General features: G+C 62.4%; 23 protein-coding genes and 1 riboswitch. Of the genes, 17 read left to right on the top strand and 6 right to left on the bottom strand.

The annotated features are described in order from the left end of the window. Positions 1 to 404: 404 nt before the first annotated feature. The 12 genes from aroF (at position 405) to GX181_10450 (ending at position 11,174) form a co-directional block, all read left to right on the top strand. Complete coding sequence (gene aroF, locus GX181_10505) at positions 405 to 1,451, top strand: 3-deoxy-7-phosphoheptulonate synthase (GenBank protein NLM72371.1); 1,047 nt, start codon at positions 405 to 407, stop codon at positions 1,449 to 1,451. After that, positions 1,427 to 2,548, top strand: a complete 1,122-nt coding sequence (locus tag GX181_10500) for a 3-dehydroquinate synthase (GenBank protein ID NLM72370.1) — start codon at positions 1,427 to 1,429, stop codon at positions 2,546 to 2,548. The genes aroF and GX181_10500 overlap by 25 nt, the downstream gene beginning before the upstream one ends. A gap of 62 nt (positions 2,549 to 2,610) precedes the next feature. Then, a riboswitch (cobalamin riboswitch) is annotated at positions 2,611 to 2,674 on the top strand. Positions 2,675 to 2,776: 102 nt separating this feature from the next. After that, complete coding sequence (locus tag GX181_10495) at positions 2,777 to 3,688, top strand: ABC transporter substrate-binding protein (protein NLM72369.1); 912 nt, start codon at positions 2,777 to 2,779, stop codon at positions 3,686 to 3,688. Beyond that, entirely contained in the window at positions 3,685 to 4,473 is a 789-nt protein-coding gene (locus tag GX181_10490) for an ABC transporter ATP-binding protein (GenBank protein ID NLM72368.1), read from the top strand. The genes GX181_10495 and GX181_10490 overlap by 4 nt, the downstream gene beginning before the upstream one ends. Further along, positions 4,470 to 5,462, top strand: a complete 993-nt coding sequence (locus tag GX181_10485; protein ID NLM72367.1) for an iron ABC transporter permease — start codon at positions 4,470 to 4,472, stop codon at positions 5,460 to 5,462. Before GX181_10490 ends, GX181_10485 begins: the two co-directional genes overlap by 4 nt. A gap of 5 nt (positions 5,463 to 5,467) precedes the next feature. Further along, a complete protein-coding gene (locus tag GX181_10480) occupies positions 5,468 to 6,082 on the top strand; it encodes a MotA/TolQ/ExbB proton channel family protein (GenBank protein ID NLM72366.1) in 615 nt (204 codons plus the stop codon). Next, the gene (locus GX181_10475; protein ID NLM72365.1) at positions 6,079 to 6,465 is read left to right on the top strand and encodes a biopolymer transporter ExbD; all 387 of its coding nucleotides are present in this window, start codon (positions 6,079 to 6,081) and stop codon (positions 6,463 to 6,465) included. Before GX181_10480 ends, GX181_10475 begins: the two co-directional genes overlap by 4 nt. Next, positions 6,462 to 7,142: a TonB family protein gene (locus tag GX181_10470; GenBank protein ID NLM72364.1), complete on the top strand. Its 681-nt coding sequence runs from the start codon at positions 6,462 to 6,464 to the stop codon at positions 7,140 to 7,142. The genes GX181_10475 and GX181_10470 overlap by 4 nt, the downstream gene beginning before the upstream one ends. Positions 7,143 to 7,170: 28 nt before the next feature. Beyond that, on the top strand, positions 7,171 to 9,153 hold the full coding sequence (locus tag GX181_10465) for a TonB-dependent receptor (protein NLM72363.1): 1,983 nt from the start codon (positions 7,171 to 7,173) through the stop codon (positions 9,151 to 9,153). A 22-nt stretch (positions 9,154 to 9,175) separates the two neighbouring features. Beyond that, a complete protein-coding gene (locus GX181_10460) occupies positions 9,176 to 10,420 on the top strand; it encodes a hypothetical protein (protein ID NLM72362.1) in 1,245 nt (414 codons plus the stop codon). 111 nt (positions 10,421 to 10,531) lie between these two features. Further along, complete coding sequence (locus GX181_10455) at positions 10,532 to 10,753, top strand: hypothetical protein (GenBank protein NLM72361.1); 222 nt, start codon at positions 10,532 to 10,534, stop codon at positions 10,751 to 10,753. Beyond that, complete coding sequence (locus GX181_10450; protein ID NLM72360.1) at positions 10,731 to 11,174, top strand: PIN domain-containing protein; 444 nt, start codon at positions 10,731 to 10,733, stop codon at positions 11,172 to 11,174. The genes GX181_10455 and GX181_10450 overlap by 23 nt, the downstream gene beginning before the upstream one ends. A gap of 64 nt (positions 11,175 to 11,238) precedes the next feature. On the opposite strand, the gene GX181_10445 is transcribed toward GX181_10450, so the two are convergent. Continuing rightward, complete coding sequence (locus tag GX181_10445) at positions 11,239 to 11,796, bottom strand: DJ-1/PfpI family protein (protein NLM72359.1); 558 nt, start codon at positions 11,794 to 11,796, stop codon at positions 11,239 to 11,241. 268 nt (positions 11,797 to 12,064) lie between these two features. Between GX181_10445 and GX181_10440 the strand changes: the two genes are divergently transcribed. Both GX181_10440 and GX181_10435 read left to right on the top strand, forming a co-directional pair. After that, entirely contained in the window at positions 12,065 to 12,304 is a 240-nt protein-coding gene (locus GX181_10440) for a CopG family transcriptional regulator (protein ID NLM72358.1), read from the top strand. Further along, the gene (locus GX181_10435) at positions 12,301 to 12,579 is read left to right on the top strand and encodes a type II toxin-antitoxin system RelE/ParE family toxin (protein ID NLM72357.1); all 279 of its coding nucleotides are present in this window, start codon (positions 12,301 to 12,303) and stop codon (positions 12,577 to 12,579) included. Before GX181_10440 ends, GX181_10435 begins: the two co-directional genes overlap by 4 nt. A gap of 621 nt (positions 12,580 to 13,200) precedes the next feature. Here GX181_10435 and GX181_10430 read toward each other — a convergent pair. The 4 genes from GX181_10430 to GX181_10415 all read right to left on the bottom strand — a co-directional run bounded on the left by GX181_10430 (position 13,201) and on the right by GX181_10415 (position 16,003). Further along, positions 13,201 to 13,650 carry a type II toxin-antitoxin system VapC family toxin gene (locus tag GX181_10430; GenBank protein NLM72356.1) on the bottom strand — a complete coding sequence of 150 codons (450 nt, stop codon included), beginning with the start codon at positions 13,648 to 13,650 and terminating at the stop codon, positions 13,201 to 13,203. Beyond that, positions 13,643 to 13,882 (bottom strand): AbrB/MazE/SpoVT family DNA-binding domain-containing protein, encoded by a 240-nt coding sequence (locus tag GX181_10425; protein NLM72355.1) that lies wholly within the window; start codon positions 13,880 to 13,882, stop codon positions 13,643 to 13,645. Before GX181_10425 ends, GX181_10430 begins: the two co-directional genes overlap by 8 nt. Positions 13,883 to 13,926: 44 nt before the next feature. Further along, a complete protein-coding gene (locus tag GX181_10420; protein ID NLM72354.1) occupies positions 13,927 to 14,970 on the bottom strand; it encodes an AI-2E family transporter in 1,044 nt (347 codons plus the stop codon). 127 nt (positions 14,971 to 15,097) lie between these two features. After that, positions 15,098 to 16,003 (bottom strand): dihydrodipicolinate synthase family protein, encoded by a 906-nt coding sequence (locus GX181_10415; GenBank protein ID NLM72353.1) that lies wholly within the window; start codon positions 16,001 to 16,003, stop codon positions 15,098 to 15,100. A gap of 149 nt (positions 16,004 to 16,152) precedes the next feature. Between GX181_10415 and GX181_10410 the strand changes: the two genes are divergently transcribed. The 3 genes from GX181_10410 (at position 16,153) to GX181_10400 (ending at position 19,040) form a co-directional block, all read left to right on the top strand. Next, positions 16,153 to 17,655 (top strand): DUF1538 domain-containing protein, encoded by a 1,503-nt coding sequence (locus tag GX181_10410; GenBank protein ID NLM72352.1) that lies wholly within the window; start codon positions 16,153 to 16,155, stop codon positions 17,653 to 17,655. After that, on the top strand, positions 17,642 to 18,337 hold the full coding sequence (locus GX181_10405) for a hypothetical protein (protein ID NLM72351.1): 696 nt from the start codon (positions 17,642 to 17,644) through the stop codon (positions 18,335 to 18,337). Before GX181_10410 ends, GX181_10405 begins: the two co-directional genes overlap by 14 nt. 61 nt (positions 18,338 to 18,398) lie before the next feature. After that, entirely contained in the window at positions 18,399 to 19,040 is a 642-nt protein-coding gene (locus tag GX181_10400; protein NLM72350.1) for a lactate utilization protein, read from the top strand. A gap of 62 nt (positions 19,041 to 19,102) precedes the next feature. Here GX181_10400 and GX181_10395 read toward each other — a convergent pair whose 3' ends face one another. Next, positions 19,103 to 19,648, bottom strand: coding sequence for an ArsR family transcriptional regulator (locus tag GX181_10395; GenBank protein NLM72349.1), 546 nt, complete (start codon positions 19,646 to 19,648; stop codon positions 19,103 to 19,105). Positions 19,649 to 19,910: the final 262 nt, after the last annotated feature.

Here is a 19,910-nt window from a genome sequence, read left to right as displayed (position 1 = left end):
CCGTCGGGCGTTCGGGATGACATTATCACTTTCCCGTAATAAATCGCGATTTTGGACTTGACAAATAGCGTTTACTGGTCTAGCATGTTCACCCAACAGCCCCCGAGGGGGGATTATTCAGGAAGGGAGACGGTCGCGATGGCGAGCAGGGCCATGAACACGAACTTCGCAGCAGACGGCGGATTCTTTGCGTTCGCGTTTACTGGCGGCCTGTGGCTGTATTATTACGCCACCGGCCAATGTTCGCGTAGAGATCCGTCTTCGGCTTCTTTATATCCGCCCTCTCCTGTCTAGCAAGGGACAGGACCAGGCGGAGCAAAAAGAAGATATAGGCCGGAACCGGGTTTCTACGCCCGGTTCCGGTTTTTTGTCTTATGGACATATCAAAAAAGGAGGAGAAGGACATGATGGTGGTCGAGATGGCGGACGGCAGCACTGGAAGGGACCTGGACAGAGTGTGCGAATCGCTCGCGGAGGCTGGTCGCGGTTACAGGGTCGCTCCGGGGGGCGGGCGGTCGTACGTGATGTCGGCCGACGTCTCGGCGACCGCGGACTCGGAGGCCTTCGAGGGGCTTGCGGGCGTGAGCAGCGTACGAGTCACGTCCTGCTGCTACCCCCTCGCCAGCAGGGAGATAGGGGGCGACCCGCGCCCGATGGAGCTGGCACCGGGGCTGTGGATCGGCGATGGCGAACCCGTGATAATGGCCGGCCCCTGCGCGGTGGAGAATAGGGCGCAGCTGATGGACACGGCCAGGGGAGTGAGCCGCGAGGGGGCCCACGTGCTGCGCGGAGGGGCGTTCAAGCCGCGCTCCCACCCCTACGCATTCCAGGGGCTCGGCAGCGAGGGAATAGCACTGTTGAAGGAGGCTCGCGCTGCAACCGAGCTGCCGGTGATCACGGAGGTCATGTCTCCGGAGGAGGCTGAATGGATCGCTCCGCACATCGACATCCTCCAGGTGGGGACCCGCAACATGCAGAACTACCCCCTTCTTCGGACTCTGGGCGAGCTGGACAGGCCGGTGCTGCTGAAGCGCGGAATGTCCGCCACAGTGGACGAGTGGCTGCAGGCGGCGGAGTACATCCTCGCCGGTGGCAACGAGCGGGTGATACTCTGCGAGAGGGGGATACGCAGCTTCGACAAGAGCACGCGCAACACGCTCGACCTTAGCATAGTTCCGCTGGTTAAATCGCTGACCCACCTGCCTATCGTCGTGGACCCAAGCCACGCCACCGGCAGGCGCGAGCTCGTAGCGCCCATGAGCCTCGCCGCTCTCGCCGCCGGAGCCGACGGACTGATTCTCGAGGTCCACTGCTCCCCGGAGACGGCGCTGTGCGACGGACCGCAGTCGCTGACGCTCGACGACTTCGCCAACCTGATGTCGCGAACGTCCCGGCTTATAAACGCGCTGCAAGAGGAGGCCCCATCATGGCAGATGCCGATTGCCAGGTGACTCGACGCTGCGCGCAGGAGGCCGAAGATCGCGTGCTGCTGCGACAGGGCGCCGCCACCACAATTGTTGTCGGAGAGGGATTGCTGTCGCAGCTGCCTCGTATCGTAGGGCTAAAATCCCTCCCGTTCGTGGTCGCCGACGAGATAACAGGCCCGCTGTTCGCGGACTTCCTGGGCGATCGGCGCGGGCTCTTCACTCTGCCGCGAGGGGAGGATGCCAAGAGCTTGGACAGCCTGTCAAGGATCTACTCCTCCCTGGCAGCAGCCGGCGTGGACCGGTACGGAAGCATCGTAGCCCTGGGAGGCGGTGTTGTGGGCGACACGGCCGGCTTCGCCGCGGCCACGTGGATGCGGGGAGTCGCTCTGATACAGTGCCCTACCACCCTGCTGGCCCAGATAGACAGTGCAATAGGCGGCAAGACGGCGGTGAACCTTCCGGAGGGCAAGAACCTGGTCGGCGCATTCCACCCGGCCGAGTGGGTGGTGTCCGACGTTGGCTGTCTGCGCTCCCAGACGGACGAGGACTTCAGACAGGGGCTTGCGGAGGCGGTCAAGTACGGCCTCGGCGAGGAGTGGAGCTTCTTCGGCTGGCTGGAGGAGAATGCGCGCCCCGTGCTGCGCAGGGCGTTGCCAGCGCTTAAAATTCTGGTGGCAGAGTGCTCGCGGATGAAGCTGGCCGTCGTGAACGAGGACGAGCACGAGACGACGGGGGTTCGCGCGCGGCTGAACCTGGGACACACTGTCGGGCACGCGCTCGAGGCCGCCTCGGGCTTCCGCTGGAGGCATGGGGACGCTGTAGCTGCCGGTATGATGGTAGCAGCCCGCCTCTCCGTCAAGAAGGAAATGTTGCACGAGGAGACTCTATCCCGGCTCGATAGTCTCCTGACTGCCCTGAGGATTCCTCACCGCCCCGACATGACGTGGGAGGAGATCGCCCCCTTCCTGGCACGAGACAAGAAGTTCCGCTCCGGCACCCCCCTGATGGTCCTGCCCCGCTCGAACGAGAGATGCGCCCTCCTTTCGATCTCGCATGACGAATTGCGCAAAGCCTACGAGGTGGAGTTCGGAGACGGAAGAATCCATCCTTTTCCCCATTGACTCGAGTCCCCCGAGGGCCTAGAATTAGACCGTAAAAAGAGAATATGCGTTCTCCGTCGAGCAATCCGGTGAAAAACCGGAGCGGCCCCGCCACTGTGACCGGACTGAATTCCGGGAGCCAGAAAATCGCCGGAGGGCATTTGGGTGTTGTGCGCGGGCATGTATCACCCTGTTTTTTATCACTTGAGGAGGCCCGCGGGCCTCCTCATTTTTTGGAGGAAAGAGTCGATGCGAATCAGCACCAAAGTCCGGATAAGTGCGCTGATCCTGGCGGCGACCCTCTTCACCTCGCCCCTCGCGGCGGCGCCGAACAGGATAGTGTCGCTGACGCCCGTCGGCACGGAGATTCTGTTCGCGCTCGGACAAGGCGACAGAATCGCCGCGGTGACGGAGTTCTGCGACACGCCGGAGGAGGCCCGCCTGAAGCCGCAGATCGGCGGGTTCGCGGCATTCGGGCTGGAATCGCTGCTGGCGATGGAGACCGACCTGGTCGTGATGCAGGACATACACGCCCAGTTCGCCCCGCAGTTTGAACAGCTGGGCATTCCGTACGTGATGCTGCGGCAGTCCACTCTGGAGGAGGTGCTGGCCTCCATCGAGGAGCTTGGCCTGGTCTGCGACGCCTCCCAGGAGGCATCGGAGATGATGGGAAAGCTGCGCCGGGAGATCTCGCGCGCTGCCGAGGGCACGACCGAGGGGAGCGAACGTACACGGGTGCTGATGTGCGTGTCGCGCGAGCTGTCGGAGCCGAGCATATCGGCATTCTACGCGGCGGGGCGCGGCACTTTCTACGACGAGCTGCTGGAGCTGGCGGGCGGGGTCAACGCTGTTCCGCCGGGGGGATCCCCCTATCCGATGCTCTCCCCCGAGGGGCTGGCGAAGGTCGACCCGGACGTGATCATCGACCTGGTCGGCGACCGAGGCTACTACCACTCGATGGAGCCGGTCGACGAGGACCTTGTCTTCGACACGGAGCGGCTGAAGCGCCAGTGGGTGGACAGCGCGGACACTCGCGCGGCGAGGGATGGGCGGGTGCACGTGCTGGAGGGGACGGTCTTCCTGCGACCGGGGCCGGAGATGTGGCGCATCCTGCGCGCACTTGCGGAGATAGTCCATCCCGAACGGGAGGTATCGCGATGACGCCCCTGCTTGAGGCCCGCTCTGTCGGACTGTCCCTGTCCGGCTCCGTCATCCTGGAGGGCATCTCCCTGTCGGTCGGCAGGGGGGAGTTCGTGGCCGTGATCGGGCCGAACGGCGCCGGGAAGAGCAGCCTTCTGAAGTGCCTCGGCGGACTGATCAGGCCGACCTCGGGGGAGGTGCTGCTGGAGGGCAGGCCGCTCGGCAAACTGTCGGGTCGCGAGATCGCCCGCAAGATCGCGTGGATTCCGCAGACCGGCACGGACATGCTTCCCTTCTCGGTGAGGGACTTCGTCTCCCTCTCCCGTTACGCCTGGATACAGCCGTTCGGCGGAGAGAGCCCGCGCGACCGGGAGATAGTCGACGAAGCGCTTCACCTGACGGAGATATCGGGGCTGGCGGAGCGGCGCATGTTCAGCCTCAGCGGCGGCGAGAGGCAGAGGGCGCTGCTGGCGGCGGCTCTGGCCCAGACGTCGGAGATGCTCTTCCTGGATGAGCCCGCGACCTCGCTCGACTACCGAAGCCAGGCCGAGGCAGCTGCCCTGGTCGACCGGGTCAACAGGGAGCGCGGCATCTCGGTGGTCATGGTCACTCACGACGTCAACCCCGCCCTGCGCAGCGCGCACAGGGTGATCGCGCTCAAGGAGGGCAGGCTGGCGCACAGCGGAGAGGCGCGCCTCTTCGCCGACACAAGCCTGTTGCGCGAGATATTCGGCACGGAATTCCTGGCCCTCGACGGCGAGGGGGCGAGGGCCCCCTACATAGCGCCCCGGAGCATGGTCGGATGAGGCGGCTGGTCATGCCCTCGATCATAGTACTGTCGCTCGTCTGCCTGGCGACCGCCCCCTTCATAGGGATGCAGAGCCTCTCCCTCGCGGACATCGCGGACGAGGGCTCGGGGGGGCGCATCCTGAGAGAGCTGCGCATCCCGCGCGCCCTTCTGGGGTGGACGACCGGGGCGACACTCTCGCTGTGCGGGATGGTCTTCCAGGCCCTCTTCCGAAACTCGCTCGCCTCCCCGGACATGCTGGGCGTCTCGACGGGAGCTGCGTTCGGCGCCGTGGTCTCGATAAGATACGGTCTGTCGTTCACCCTTTTCGGGCTCCTCTCGTCCCTGTCGGTATGCTCCTTTCTGGGCGCGATGGCGGCGGTAGCCACGATCTGCGCGGCGTGGCGGCTCCGCGGCGGGGGGATCTCCGAGGGGACGCTGCTGTTGTCGGGGGTCGCGGTGAGCTTCCTCTTCAGCAGCCTGAACATGATTCTGCAGTACGGCGGCGGTTACGTGGACACGTTCAGGGTGATGAGATGGTCGATGGGCGGGATCCAGACGGTCGGCTTCTCCTCCCTCGGCGCGGCGGTCCCGGCTATGCTGCTGATCCTCTTCATGGCCTCGGCCTTCTCGCGCGAGCTTGACCTGATGGTCTGCGGCGAGGAGATAGCCATGAGCCGCGGGGTCCAGGTCGAGAGGGTGAGATGGCTGCTCTTCCTGGCGGTCTCCCTTTCGGTGGGGATGAACGTCGCCGTGTGCGGCCCCATCGGCTTCGTGGGGCTGGTCGCCCCCCACATCTGCCGCTCGCTGGTCGGGGCGGAGCATTCGCGCCTGTGCGTCGCCAGCCTCTTCTTCGGCGGCGGCTTCCTGGTCCTGTGCGACACGGCCGCTCGGACCCTCTGGGCGCCCGCCGAGATTCCGGTGGGAGTGCTGACCTCCTGCATAGGCTCGGCGTTCTTTCTGTGGCTGCTCATAGGGCGAGGGAGGAGGAACGATCGATGGAGGTGAACGCGATACTTTCCTATATGCAGGCGGGGGGCGCTCTGATGTGGGCGCTGCTGGCTCTGTCCGTTGCCGCCGCGACTGTGGCGGTGGAGAGGCTTATCTTCTTCTTCGCGTCTTCGACGGACGCCGCGGGACTTGAGGCGCGGCTTGGCCCCGCTCTTAGCGAAGGCAGGCTGGACGACGCGCGCGAGATCGCCTCTTCGTCCCGCAGCTCGCTGCACCGGGTTTTCCAGGCCGCTCTGGCCCACTGGCGCATAGACAGGGAGGACATGGCGCTGCTGCTGGACCAGGAGATTCGCCGGGAGATATTCCGATGGGAGAAGCGCCTCCCCTTTCTCGAGATGACCGCCCGGGCCGCTCCTCTGCTGGGGCTCCTGGGCACGGTGCTCGGCATGGTCGAGATGTTCGCCTCTCTGCACGATGGCGGGCAGATAACCGCCTCGGCGGTCACTGGCGGAATATGGAAGGCCCTCTACACCACCGTGGCCGGGCTGACGGTGGCGATACCGACGCTCTTCGTCCATTCGATGCTGGCAGGCCGCATCGACTCGCAGGAGGAGTGTCTGAGGCGAGGGGCGGACTTCCTCACCAGGAAGAGATTCAGGCGGGAGGGGGACGAATGAGCAGGCGCGCGAGGGCCGAGCTGGACATCACGCCCCTCATCGACGTGCTGTTCATCCTGATAATCTTCTTCGTGCTGACGGCGAACTTCCTGCAGGGGAAGATAGAGGTCGATCTGCCTCAGGGGGAGACCGCTTCCGAGATAGGCGAGAGCCCTCTGCTGCTTACAGTCCGCAAGGACGGCGTCGTCCTTTGGGACGGAGAGGAGGCGGCTTCGGAAGAGCTTGCATCTCTGGCCGCCGATGCCGTGGCCGATAAGCGGGAGGTGCTGCTGGCGGGCGACAAAGAGGCCCCCTACGGCTCTGTCGCCCGCGTGCTGGAGATCCTGCGGCGCGAGGGGCTGACCTCGGCGGGGCTGGCGCTGCAGGGGGAGGATTCGCCGTGAGGAGGTGGGCGCCCGCCCTGTGCGCGAGTTTGGCCCTTCACTCCCTGCTGCTTCTCGCGCCGGGGGCGAGCGAGACCAGGAGGGAGGGGCCGGGGGAGTTTCGCCTGGTGCTGCGAGCGGTGAAGGCCGAATCGCCCAAGCCGGCCGTATCGGCTCCCGAGCCCGAGAGGCCCGCGCCCAAGCCGCCGGAGAAGAGGCCTGAACCGGCCAGTAAAGCGGCCCCGAAGTCCCAGCCGAAGCCCAAACCGCAGCCAAGGCCGAAGGAGCTCCCGGCTCCGCAGGCAAAGCCCCCGGCGGCCGCTGTCGATCCGCCTGAGGACGGGCGCAATGACGGCATTGGTGCCCCCGCGCAGGTCGCGAAATCACCGGACGCGGGCAGGCCCGCGGGCGCTACGGGATCGACCGAAGCGAAGGCGGGCCCTGTGGATGTTAAGACGCTGCGCATTCTGTCGCAGCCGCCTCCTGAATACCCTCTCTTCTCGCGCAGGCGCAAGGAGGAGGGGGTCGTCCGGCTGCTGCTCACGATACGCTCCGGCCGGGTCGCGGACGCGTCGGTCGCCGTCGGCAGCGGCTCGTCCAGGCTTGACGAGGCGGCCCTGAAGGCGGTTAAACAGTGGAGGTTCGACCATCCGGGAGAGGTGCGGGCGACTGCTTCCATCGTCTTTCGGCTGAACTGATGCTATATCTTCGAGGAGTGGATTCCTGGTGAGAGTATTCGGTTTTTCCAGGGCGAACGCGGTCGCCCTTTTTATAGTTCTCTGCTGCTCGACACAACTGGCGGCTTTCGAGGCGGAGCTGCCCGAGCAGATCGTGACCGCCGACGTTATCGGCGACGAGGAGCCCTTCTCTCCCGGAGCGGTCACTGTCGTTCGCCCGGAGGAGATGGAGGGCGAACAGAAGAGCCTCCCCGACCTGCTGAAGCGGGTCCCCGGACTGCACGTGATCGAGGCGAGGGGACGGGGGGCCTATACAGTCGCGTCCGTCAGGGGAAGCACGTCGGCGCAGGTGGCGGTGTACGTGGACGGAGTGCTGGCCAACCTCGGCAGCGAGTCGGCGGTGGATCTGTCCACCATCCCCGTGAGCGATGTCGAGGCCATCGAGGTCTACCGAGGGTACGTCCCGTCGCGCTTCAACCGTGCCTCGATGGGCGGAGTCATCAACATCGTAACGAAGAGGCCGACCAGTGCGGGAGGCAGCGCGTCGCTGGGAGCGTCCTCATGGGGCGGTAAGAGCGGAGCACTGTCGTGGAGCACGCCGCTGGGCGACGGGCGATTCTACCTTGGCGCGTCCGCGGAGAGAAGCGACGGCGACTTCGAGTACAGGAACGACAACGACACCCCCTACACCCCGGAGGACGACTACGACGCCAGGCGCAGGCACAATCACTTCGATCGGAAGAACCTGCTGCTGAAGTGGGAGGACGACGACTGGCACGCGCGTTTATCGTGGCGGGAGGACGAGCGGGGTCTGCCGCCTCCGGCGCCGGGATTCGACAGGCCGGACGAACCGAGGCCGCGCGGCGCATGGCTCGGGACCGACCAGTGGAGCGTCTCGGTCGGCCGAAGGTATGTCTCGGGCGAGTTCGATTGGGGGTGGAGGGCCGACTGGCTTGACCGGTTCAAGGAGTACAACGACCCGGACGACGTGATCGGCGGGCTTGGCGAGAGGCACAACGAGTACCGGTCGCGGCGCGTCGGTTTCGCGGTCGATGCCTCACTGCCGATAGGCGACTCGCACCTCGCGGAGCTCCTGATCGACTGGTCTAGCGAGAATCTGGACGTGCGCGGGGACGTGGTTCAGCGCCTCGGGGGGCGCGACTCCTTCTCCCAGGACAGCCTGAACGTCCACCTGCAGGACACGATCTCCCTGGGGCGGGAGGGGAATCTGCTCTTCACGCCCCTGCTGCGATGGAGCGCTCAGGACGGCGAAGGACGATTCTCCTGGAGTGCGGGGCTCGTCCAGGAGTTCGGAAACGGACTGTCGTGGCGAGCCTCGTTCGGCTCCTACAACCGTTATCCCAATCTGTACGAGCGCTACGGGGACGGGGCAAGCATCCGCCCGGCGCCTGATCTGAAGTGGGAGGAGGGCACGCGAGCCGACCTTGGCGTGATGTGGAGCGGCGAGGCGTTGGGATTCCTGATCGACGCGGAGGCAACGCTCTTCGCGGGGCGCTCGAAGAACCTCATTGAGTTCGTCATGACCAGCCCCCGCTTCGGAATTTACCAGAACATCGGGGAGTCCAGGGTGTACGGGCTGGAGGTCGAGTCAACCATGCGGCGCGACCCGTGGGAGGTGTTCACGTCCTTCACCTGGATGGACGCGGTGAACGAGACGCCGGGCGACTACAGGCACGGAATGCGCCTTCCCAACAGACCGGAGCTGGAGGGACTGCTGCGCGTCGCGAGGAGCATCGCGGGCGGCAGAGGCTCTCTCTTTACCGAGCTCCACTACACAGGGGACATGTACTTCGACAGTGCGGAGACAGTCCGATCGGGGAACCTTCTCACGGTGGGAGCGGGCGGAAAGTACGACCTGTCGGACTCGCTGCGAGTGTCGGCGGGGGTGGACGACCTGTTCAACAGGGGGCCGGAGGTGCTGCGCGAAGGAGGTGGTACCGGGCCGGACAGGACCATGTACTACCCCTTCCAGGGCAGGAGCTTCTACCTTACTCTAGACTGGTTTTTCTAAATACACAAAGGAGGCAGCATACATGTTGACAAGGCGTTTCATGCGAATCTTCATCCTAGCAGCAGCCCTGCTGGCGGCGTCCGTCGCCCATGCGGGCGTGGTCTACACGGTGGTCGACGACACCTACACCTCGGGAAGCCTGGGCAGGGTGATAGTCTCCCCCTCCGGGATCCCGGGGCCGGCCGCGCCGAGGATTGTGACCAACCTGGGAGGCGACCACTCCCTGCACACGTTCCGAGACGGCGCGGGGGACCTGCGGGTGCTGCTCTCCCAGTACACATTCGGCCGCCCGGACACGGTCTGGATCTACGACGCGCGCGGGGGCTACAGGAGGCCGCTCAAGGAGGCCCAGTGGCAGGGGCTGGTCAACTGCCGCGGCGCGGCGTCACTGGGGGAGAGTCTCTACGTCGTCGGCTACGACAATTCAGAGGTCTCCGCGTTCAACACGGAAAGCGACTATTCGCCCGCGGGATCGTTCGTCTACAGAGCGACGAACGGCTACAACGCCCACGGGCAGGGAACGGCGCGCGCGGGCGACCACGTGTTCGCCCTCTTCAACGAGGAGAAGGGCGACTACCCGAACTACGACTACAACGGCGGCAGGCTCGTCAAGCTGACAGCTGATCTTCAGGAGGCGGGAAGGGCGACGGTAGGAAGGAATCCCTTCTCGGCGAAGGTCCACGGCGGCATGATCTACGTCGCCTGCACGGGCGGCGCGCAGAGGGGCGGCGACTTCAACCGCAACTCCGTCATTCAGAGAGTGGACCCGGACACACTCGAGGTCGAGACCCTGCTGAGGGCAGGTGACATAGAGACGGACGGCTGGAACTACGACCTCCGCGACATAACCTTCGCTCCGAACGGCGACGTCTACATCCTGGCAGGGGCCTACAGCGAGGACTGGTCGCGCTTCAACGCCAGGATCTTCAGCACGACCCTCCAGGAGCTGGCGGACGGCTCGATAGGATCTGAGTACAGGGACGTGAGCGGGCCGGGGTTCGTATGGAGCATCGAGTACGACACTGTTGACAGCATACTCTGGTGCGCCGCGGGCGACAGGCTGAGGGCGTTCGACGAAGGGGATTCCTGGGAGTTCGACGCCGAGGCGCTGGGCGGCAACTTCTACTCGTTCGCGGTGGTGGACGCCCCGGCCAACCCGACCCCCGGCGACGGTGACGGCGGCGGATGCAACAGCGCGGGCTTCCCGGCAGTCCTGTTGATAGGCCTGCTGCCGATCCTCGGAAAGGCCTCCGGACGACGCAGGTAGGGCTTGACACAGTGCGCTGCTCTTCTCAAGACGCGAAGAGCAGCGCAATACTTTCCGGTACCTTCCCGTGGTATAATCACGAGGCAATCGCGGCGAAAGGGGGAGTACACTATGCTGGCCGTGGAGTTCGAGGCAAAGGTATCGGACGGGATGATTCGTATTCCCGATCCGTACCGCAACCAGATCAACGATATGGTGCGAGTCATCGTACTTATAGAAAGGCCGGAGACAGAGGACAACTACATCGACCGCCTCCTCGCCGAACCGCTCCGGATACCGGATTTCGCACCGCTGCGCCGTGAAGAGACCCATGCTCGATGCAGAGATCAATGAGCGTTGTTTTGTAGATACCAACATCTGGCTTTACGCCTTTGTGGAGGCGCAAGACCGTTTGAAGCACTCCTTGGCGAAAGCCGTGGTTCAAAGGACTGGAGTGGTCCTCAGCACACAAGTCGTCAACGAAACATGCTTCAACTTGTTGAAAAAAGCAAATTCGTCCGAGACCGAAATCCAGCGGTTGATCGCTTCATTTTACGCGAAATACAAAGTGGTTCCTACAGAACGATTCGCAATGCAAAAGGGGTCGAATCTTCGTAAACGATACGGGTTTTCCTACTGGGACAGCCTGGTCGTGGCCTGCGCTCTACTGGCCGAATGCACCGTGTTGTATTCGGAGGACATGCAGACAGGATTGAGAGTAGAGGATCAGACTACGATTGTAAACCCTTTCAGCGACGCCCTGCGCCCCGCGTGAGCGCGTGGCGGGATCCCTCGCTGCGCTCGGGATGACAATATCGTGCGTTCCACTGGGTTAAACCCTAGCACCGCTCCACCAGCATGGCCTTCGCCAGCTCGTCGGCCTTCTCCTTGCCCTTCAGTCGCTCCGCCAGGGCCAGGACGAAATCCATCGCGACGCCCGGCCCGGCGGCAGTGATCAGCTTCTCGCCGACGCATAGGCGCTCGTCCGTCCTGTTCGCCTCGCCAAGCCGACGCTGGAAGGCCGGGTAGCAGGCGACCCTCTCGTCGCCGAGCAGCCCCAGCGGCTGCAGCACGACCGCGGGTGCAGCGCAGATGGCCGCGATCATCCGCCTCTCGGAATGCTGCCTTCTCAGCATGTCGGCGAGCCGGGCGGAGGCCGCCAGGTTGGCCGCGCCAGGCATCCCGCCCGGCAGCACGATCAGGTCAAAGACCCGGTCCGCGACCTCGGCGAGGGTCGCGTCGGCCTGTACCGCGATCCCGCGCGCCCCCCTGACCACCGGCCCGTCGAGCGACGCGACGGTCACATCCACGTCGAGCCGCCGCAGCACGTCGACCGGCGTTATAGCCTCTATCTCCTCGAACCCCTCGGCAAGCACTGTAAGCACGTATTTCGCCATGGCGATTCCTCCTTTTCTCACGGGATCTTTGCACCTAAAGACATCTTTGTTCTCTTTTCATTATACCAGTGCAGATAATTGTCTGCTATTGTCATGAACTCATCTATGCTCAAGGCCTGCTGGCTCTTATTTCGGAAAAGCCAGCCAAACCAGCGGTAGTGAGCGCCTCTGTCGGTATGAACTCTGGAATGCTCGCCTTCGAACAACGGTTCGGAGTTGACACCGCACACCTTTGTGTTACGATGCAATACAAAGGAGGCGGCTGAAAATGGCGACTTTGGAAAAGACACTAACGGTGCGGCTCACCCCCGAAGAGCGCATGGCGGTCGAGGAGTACGCGAAAGAGAACAATATGACCATCGCCCAGCTTGCCCGAGCGTCTCTTCTCGAAAAAATCGAGGATGCCTACGATCTCGAAGTGTATACGGCATGGTTGAAGAGCAAGCGAGAGACGGTGAGCTTCGAGGATTTAGTGAAGGAGTGCGGATTTTCCGAGGGGGATTTATGAGCGGCTGGTCGGTAGAAATAGATGCCGGAGCGGCGAAGAAGATACAAAAACTCGATCGGGAGACGCAACACCTTATTTTGAGCTATATCAACCGACATCTTCGGAACAGCCCCGATCCGCGCGCTTCCGGGAAAGCTCTCACGGGTCCGCTGCGCGGACTATGGCGCTACAGGATCGGAGACTACCGTCTGCTGGCCGAGATACGGGATGACGAACTCATCATCGTCGCCGTGGATATAGGACATCGTTCGGCGATCTATTCCCGAAGGAGATAGACTGCGTTCTCCTGTGGGCGATGAAGGCTGCCTCTCCATTTCGAAGATAGGGCTGGCGGCGTAAAGTCCAAAAAAACGTCCGCACCCCACTTCGGGGATTTCCATTATGCTATAAAGACGGAAGGACCGCACGGCCGAGATAGTGTGGCAGGGCATAGGCCGCGCTCATGGGCGCATCCTCCGCGCCCGGTGCGGGTACTCCGGGAGCACATGATCAATCCTCTGGCCTACGTAGCGTATAATGCTGCCGGCAGCGTTGAAATTCGTCGTCGGGATGTACCTGGTCAGGCGATGCTCGCACGAGGGAAGGGTGTAATTTCGTTGACAGGTGCCTTGCGCCGCGAAGCACGCCTGCCGACGGTCCTCGGTCAAGGGGTGAACCGATAAGCCGAGAAGCGAGCAAGAGGCCTTCAAGAGATCAAGGAGGGGATCTCGGTTGGAAAAACTTCTCGAAAAGCTAAGGAAGCTCGTACCCGGGGAAAAGCCGTGCGACGGTCCCGGGGCTCGCCGTTATCCCGAGGCCAAATGGCCGAGGGGAGGGATCTCCGGGCTTGGCTGTTCTCTTGAGATCTCTTGCATTCGCTCAGGGTGACAATAACGTGCGCTCCACTGGAGGCATGATCAAGCGTCGCCTGATCCTCTTCCCATATCGATGCACTTGGTCCGTCCCAGACAAACAATCCCTGGCGCGTTTTTTAACTTTTTGTCGAACGATATAATACGTCCTTCGGATACATCCCGTGCAACCGCGCATAGGCATGCATCTCCAAAGTGAGGAACGGGGCCGCTGAACAATTCCAAGGCACTTATCATGCGGTCTTTTTCCGCCATTACGAAATGTTTCATTTTTAAGAGAGGAAGCAGACACTCTGTTATCTTTGCGCGTTCAACCTTATAAAAAGAGGAAAGAACCCACACAACCTCGGCAAGAATCACCGAGTCGCACCAGACGGACAAATCTCCCCTCTCTACGGCCAGCATAACGGCCTCTGCGGCCGGGCCAAGTTCTTCGTTGTCCCCGAGAAGAAATCGGAGAATTACATTCGCATCAATGCAATACAAATCACTCATTCGCTTCCGCCACTGCGCGATACATAGCCTCGCGCTCGTCCTCTTCGGTGCTTCCGGGAACAGCGTAATCGGCGAGCACTCCGTACAGTCTCCTGACATCACTGGCCGGCGTCAGCACTATCTCTCCGTTCCTCACCCTGACAAACAACCTCGTTTTCGCCTCAATATTGAGCTGCCTGCGAATAGTGGCTGGTATCACAATTTGCCCCTTTTCAGAGGATGTAATTATCATTTCAAAACCTCCTCGCCGTTTCCTTCCGAGAGGCTTGGGAAGCCTCACGCCGCAGGGGGCTGGGGCTTCTCCTCGAAATCCTTCTGGTATGACTTGCCGGAGCCCATCATCACGCTGATCACGTTCAGGGCTGGGAAGTTCTCGCAGACTATCTTTATGATCGCCGCTATGAGCACCGAGATCAGCGCCCCCACCACTCCCCAGATGAGGCCCCAGAAGAGCAGCGAGATCAGCACCACCACGGGGCTCAGGTTCAGCCTGTCCCCCATGACCTTTGGCGTGATGAAGTTGCCTATGGTCATCTGGATGGTCAGAAGCGACAGGGCCGTCAGCAGGGCGATGTACACCCCCGGATAGAACTGCACCAGGGCCACCAGGATCGGGGGGATGGATGCAACGATGGAGCCGATGGTCGGGACGAAGTTCAGCAGGAAGGCCAGCACTCCCCATGTGACGGCGAAGTCGACCCCGAGGTACTCCAAGGCCAGCCACACGAAAAAGCCGGTGACGGCGCTGATCATCGCCAGGGTGCTCAGGTAGCTGCCTATCTGCGTCGAGATCGTGTTCAGTATCTTGCGGGCCCTCTCCGCCCCGTGCGGGGTGACGAATGCCTTTCTGATCTTGTACTCGAAGTAGGGGGAGCCAAGCAGCATGAAGACCAGGAATACTATCACCATCACGAGCTTTGAGATTATCGTGAAGAACGAGCTGGAGAGGTTCAGCAGGTATCCGCGTATGGTGAAGCCCCAGTCGATTGACGACCAGAAGGCCGGCGGCAGGTCTATGTTGGCGGTCAGCGTCTTTCCGATCTCCATCAGCCGGGCGTAGTACTTGGGTATCGCGGCGGCGAAGGTGGTTATGCGCGTGTTCAGGAAGAGAGCGCCCAGGAAGCAGAGGCCAAAGAAAATCCCCATGACGAACACCACCGCAACACCCGCCGGTATGCGTCGCCTGGCCAGGTAGCGGACGATGGGGCCGAATACGTAGGAAAGAAGCCACGCGATGATCAGGGGAATGAAGACCGACTGGGCGAAGCGCAGCACAAAGCCCACCGCCACAAGGGCTATCACCCCCACGAGGCCTATCAGGACCTGAAACTTCTTCTCCACTCTATCTCTTCCCTTCGGGCAGTCTCGAGAGCAAAACCTCCTATCATATTGTACACGCAGACCGGGATTTTTGCCGAGCGGAGAAAGAAAATGGTCATTTCATCGCTTAGTCCGCCGATTCCGCCACGTCCACCCCCAGCTCCCCGAGCATGGCGGCTATCTCGCGCCTGGTCTCCTCGTTCGCCGGCGGGATGGGAGGCCGAGGCATCCCCGCCCCGCGGCCGACCAGCTCCATCGCCGCCTTCATCCCCCCTATGCCGAAACGGGTCGTGACGGCGGCGTTCAGCGGCAGAAGCGCCAGCTGCATCCTGCGCGCCCCCTCCAGGTCGCCCCCCTCGAACCTCTCCATTATCTCGACGCAGTAGTCCGGCACCACGTTCGCCACAGCCATCGTCCCCCCTACGCCGCCCATGGCCAGCACCGGCAGCAGGAAGCTCCCCGACCCGGCGAACACCGAGAAGTCCGCAGGCGCCTTCGCAAGCACCTCCGAGATCTGCACGATGCTGCCGCCGCTGTCCTTGATCCCTATGATATTAGGATGATCCGCAAGCCTCAGGGTCAGCGACGAGGGGATATTCACCCCCGTGTTCCCGGGCATGTTGTAGAGCATGACCGGAATCGGAGCGGAGTCCGCCAACGATGTGTAGAACCGCTCCAGCGCCCCCTCGCTCAAATCCCTCTTGTAGTAGTGGGGCGTCACCACCAGGGCCGCCTCCGCCCCGGCATCCGCGCATCGCTTGGTGAGCTCCGCCGTCTCCGCAAGCGACTCGCATCCCGTCCCGGCGATCAGCATCTTCCCCGAAGGCAGGTGCTCTTCCGCGGTCGCGACCAGCCTTACCTTCTCCTCCAGCGACAGCATCGCGAACTCCCCGTTGCTACCTAGAACCACCAGCCCCGCCAGTTTGGTCGCCCCGAGGTCGCGGACGTTCTGCGAGAATACTTCCAGGTCCACCTCGCCGGACTCGTCGAAAGCAGTGGCGATCGGCGCGAATATGCCCCTCACACATCTCATCTTCGATCTCCCCCTTAAATGCATCGTGCCTCTGATATGGTACATCAAAAGGCGGACATTTGTCTAAAGAGAACAGCGGGACCGAGCATTTTTCTTCTTCTCCAGCCCTTCATGCTGTACAATATGGATAAGACGAGTTGGAGGTTGATATGTATTTCATCGAAAAGATAAAGGAGATCAGCATCTCCGTGGTGCCGGTGCTCTTGCTGGTCCTGCTGCTCTACCCCACGATCGCTCCCATAGGGACCACCCTTCTGATCCAGTGCTTCATTGGAGGCGCGCTGATAATTGTCGGACTCGCCTTCTTCCTGATAGGGTCGGACATAGGCGTCCTGCCCATGGGGCACCTCGTCGGGGCCGAGCTCATGCAGAGAAGAAACGTGTGGCTGCTTCTGTTAAGCGGCTTCATCATCGGCTTCTCGGTCACGGTGGCGGAGCCGGACGTGCACGTCCTGGCAAACCAGGTCGCCGCGGTCGCCCCGTCCATATCCAGAAGCGGACTGGTCCTGATGATAGCCACGGGGCTCGCCCTCTACGTCTCAGCGGGGATAGGGCGGGTCCTGCGCCGAACCCCCTACTACTACCTTGTGCTCGGGTCCTATCTGCCCCTCTTCGCCATCGCATACTTCTCCGCCCCTCAGTACCTGGGGATAGCGTTCGACGCCGGGGGCGCGACCACCGGCCCGATGGCCGTCCCCGTTATAATGGCCATGGGCGTCGGAGTAGCCTCGGTCCAGGGGGCGAGCGAAAGGGAGGAGAGCAGTTTCGGCTTCGTCGGACTGGCATCCATCGGCCCGATAATGGCCGTGCTCGTCCTAGGGCTCTTCGCCAAGGGCGCCCCGATCCATGTGACTGTGCCGCCGTTGCCCGTCGGGGCGGACAGCGTTGCTGCCGCGTTCCTTAACGTCCTGCCCGAGACTATTATCGAAGTCACGATGGTGCTGGGCCCGCTCGCCGCAATCTTGGTCGTCTTTCAGGTCACCCTGCTCAAGATGAGCCGCCGCCGCTTTCTTCGCATGGTGAAGGGAATCCTGCTCAGCTTCATCGGTCTCATCCTTTTTTTCATCGGCGTAAACGGAGGCTTCCTCCCGGCCGGAACGGCGATAGGGGGGAAGATAGGTGCCTCGCCTATGAGCTGGCTGCTCTTCCCCGTGGGCCTCACCCTCGGTGCCATAGTCGTCCTGGCCGAGCCGGCCGTCTGGATACTCAACGAGCTGGTGGAGGAGGTATCCGGGGGGCACATAACCAGGCGCCTCATCCTGATCGCCCTCTCCATCGGAGTCTCCGTCTCGGTGGGAATCTCCATGCTGCGTATTCTCTATTCCCTTAGCATATGGTGGTTCTTGATACCGGGCTACCTTCTCGCGATGCTGCTCACCCTCTTCTCGCCACCACTCTTCACCGCTATCGCCTTCGACTCGGGCGGAGTCGCATCCGGCCCCATGGGCTCCACCTTCGTGCTATCCTTCACACTGGGGGCCTCGTCGGCCTTCGGCGGCGACCCGGTCATGGACGCCTTCGGGGTGGTTGGAATGATCGCCATGACCCCGCTGATCACGATACAGATACTCGGAATACTGTTCAAACGCAAGGAGGAGGAAGCGAGAATGGCCGCTGAACAGCCCATGGAGGTCCTTCATGACGACGATTAAGAGAGAAGACGGCATAACCGGCGGCAAGCTGATTCTGACAGTGGTCAGAAGAAGCCTGGGGGAGCGGGTCGTGGCCCTGACGAGAGCCGCCGGTGCGAAGGGAGGGACGGTTGTCCCCGGAAGGGCGAAATCCGACGGACGGCTGGAGAGATTTCTGGAGATCGACGACGCCCCGGAGGACGTCATTCTCACCCTCGCCTCCGACGAGGACTCTCGGTCGATAATGGAGGCCCTGGGCACCCACGAGGAGAGGACGGTAAGGCACAGGCAGGGGTTCGCCGTCCAGCTGGACGTCCGGCGAATCCTGAAAAATGGAGCGATGTCCCGGGCGGACGGCGCTTTGCGGAGGATACCGGAGATGGAAAACGCCAGTGGAGTTCTGATATGTGTCATAGTCAACAGGGGGTGCGCGGACGACATCATCTTCGCCGCCAGGGAGGCCGGTTCGGGACCGGGGGTCATACTGAACGGCCGGGGCACGGCCAGTGAAAAGGACGTCGAGTTCCTGGGGATACCACTCTTCCCGGAGAAGGAGATAGTCCTCATCCTCGCCCGTCCGGAGCAGGCCGACCCGCTGCTTCGGACGCTCGGCCAAAACCCCTGCCTGACTCGCCCCGGGGGCGGAATAGCGTTCGCCGTCGATGCGGAGAAGATCATATCTCTCGGCAAAATTCCCGGATAGTGGGACGACCGCAGGTACGGTCTTCCTCGGCTCATCTTAAAAAACAAAAGGAGTGTGTTCGATGAACGAGTTCACAACCTGGCACAACGAGATGATAGGCGGCTCGGTGGTGGAGGCCCTGAAGAACAACGGCTTCGAGGCCGAGTACTGCGCGGATCGTGAGGAGGCTGTCTCGCGCCTGCTGGAGCTGATCCCCGAGACGGCGTCCGTCGGCTGCGGCGGCTCGTGGACCATCAAGCAGCTCGGGGTCGCCGATAAGCTGGCGGAGCGAGGCAACACCATGCTCGACCACGGTGCCCCCGGACTCACAAACGAACAGAAGAACGAGATACGAAAACAGCAGCAGATCTGCGACGTCTTCCTGGCCGGCTCCAACGCCGTCACGATGGACGGCAGCCTGGTCAACATGGACGGCACCGGCAACCGAGTCTCCGCCATGATCTACGGGCCTGACAAGGTGATAATCGTCGCCGGAACGAACAAGATAGTCAGGGACGTCGCCGCAGCCGAGGAGCGCATACGCACCAAGGCCGCCCCGATAAACAACAAGAGGATAGGCAGCCCCAACCCCTGCACTCGCACCGGCGTCTGCATGGACTGCGAGGGGCCGACCAGGATCTGCAACGTCCTGACCGTGATAAAGAGAAAGCCGGGAGGAACCAACTTTCACGTCCTGATCGTGGGAGAGGACCTCGGCTTCTAGGGTTCGTCCAGTAAATTGCGGCTTCGGAAGTGAAAAAGCAGGGGCTTTCCGCCCCTGCTTCGTCATGCCAGCTCCGACTTGTCCCCCCACAGAAGGAGGGTGTTCTCGGACGTTATCCTCTCCCTCAGCCGGGCGAACTCATCCCGCGTCAGGAACAGCGGCCGGATCTTTCGCTGTATCATGCCCTCTATCTTACCCGCCAAACTCTCGAAATACGTCCTGTCGATCTTCCCGACCAGCACCAGGTCTATAAGCCCGGAGTCGATCCCGCTCGCGTAGTCACCCGTGACCAGCGCCAGCTCAACGTTCCCCAGTCGCGAGATCACGTGCTCCACCACCTGGTCGATGCCCAGCGTCTTCGAGGCTATGGCCTGCAGCTCCGGAAAGAGCGGGTGTTTCGTATTAGCCCGGTAGACCTTGGTCCTCCCCTCGTCCGCGCACTCCAGCAGCCCGGCCCCCAGCAGCCGGTTCAGCTCCACTCGCACGCCGTTTGTGGACTCCCCGAACTCGTCGGCGAGTGCCCGCAGGTATGCGCTGGTGCTCGGGTTCAGAAAGAACTTCAGCAGCAGTTTGACCCTTGTCTTGGATGTGATAAGAGATTCAAGCATAATGCTCCCTTTTCATGAAGAGTATAGAGTAATATTATTACTCCATACCGTTTTTGTCAACTAAGCAGGCGACAGGCGAAGCGGAGCGAGCCTTGTCGATCGCTTATCCCGAGGAGCAACGCGACGAGGGATCTGACAGACGACAAGCGGCCGCCCAATTGGGCGGCCGCTTCTCTCTTTCAAGGGATTTCCGGCGTCGACCTTCTCTCCCACGGATAGCCTCCGCAGTACCATCGGCGATGGAGGGCTTGACTGCCGGGTT

The sequence above is a fragment of the Synergistaceae bacterium genome (assembly GCA_012521675.1).
Classification (GTDB): domain Bacteria; phylum Synergistota; class Synergistia; order Synergistales; family Aminobacteriaceae; genus JAAYLU01.
Note: the sequence above shows the minus strand (reverse complement) of the source record. Positions and strands in the feature narration are given on the sequence as shown.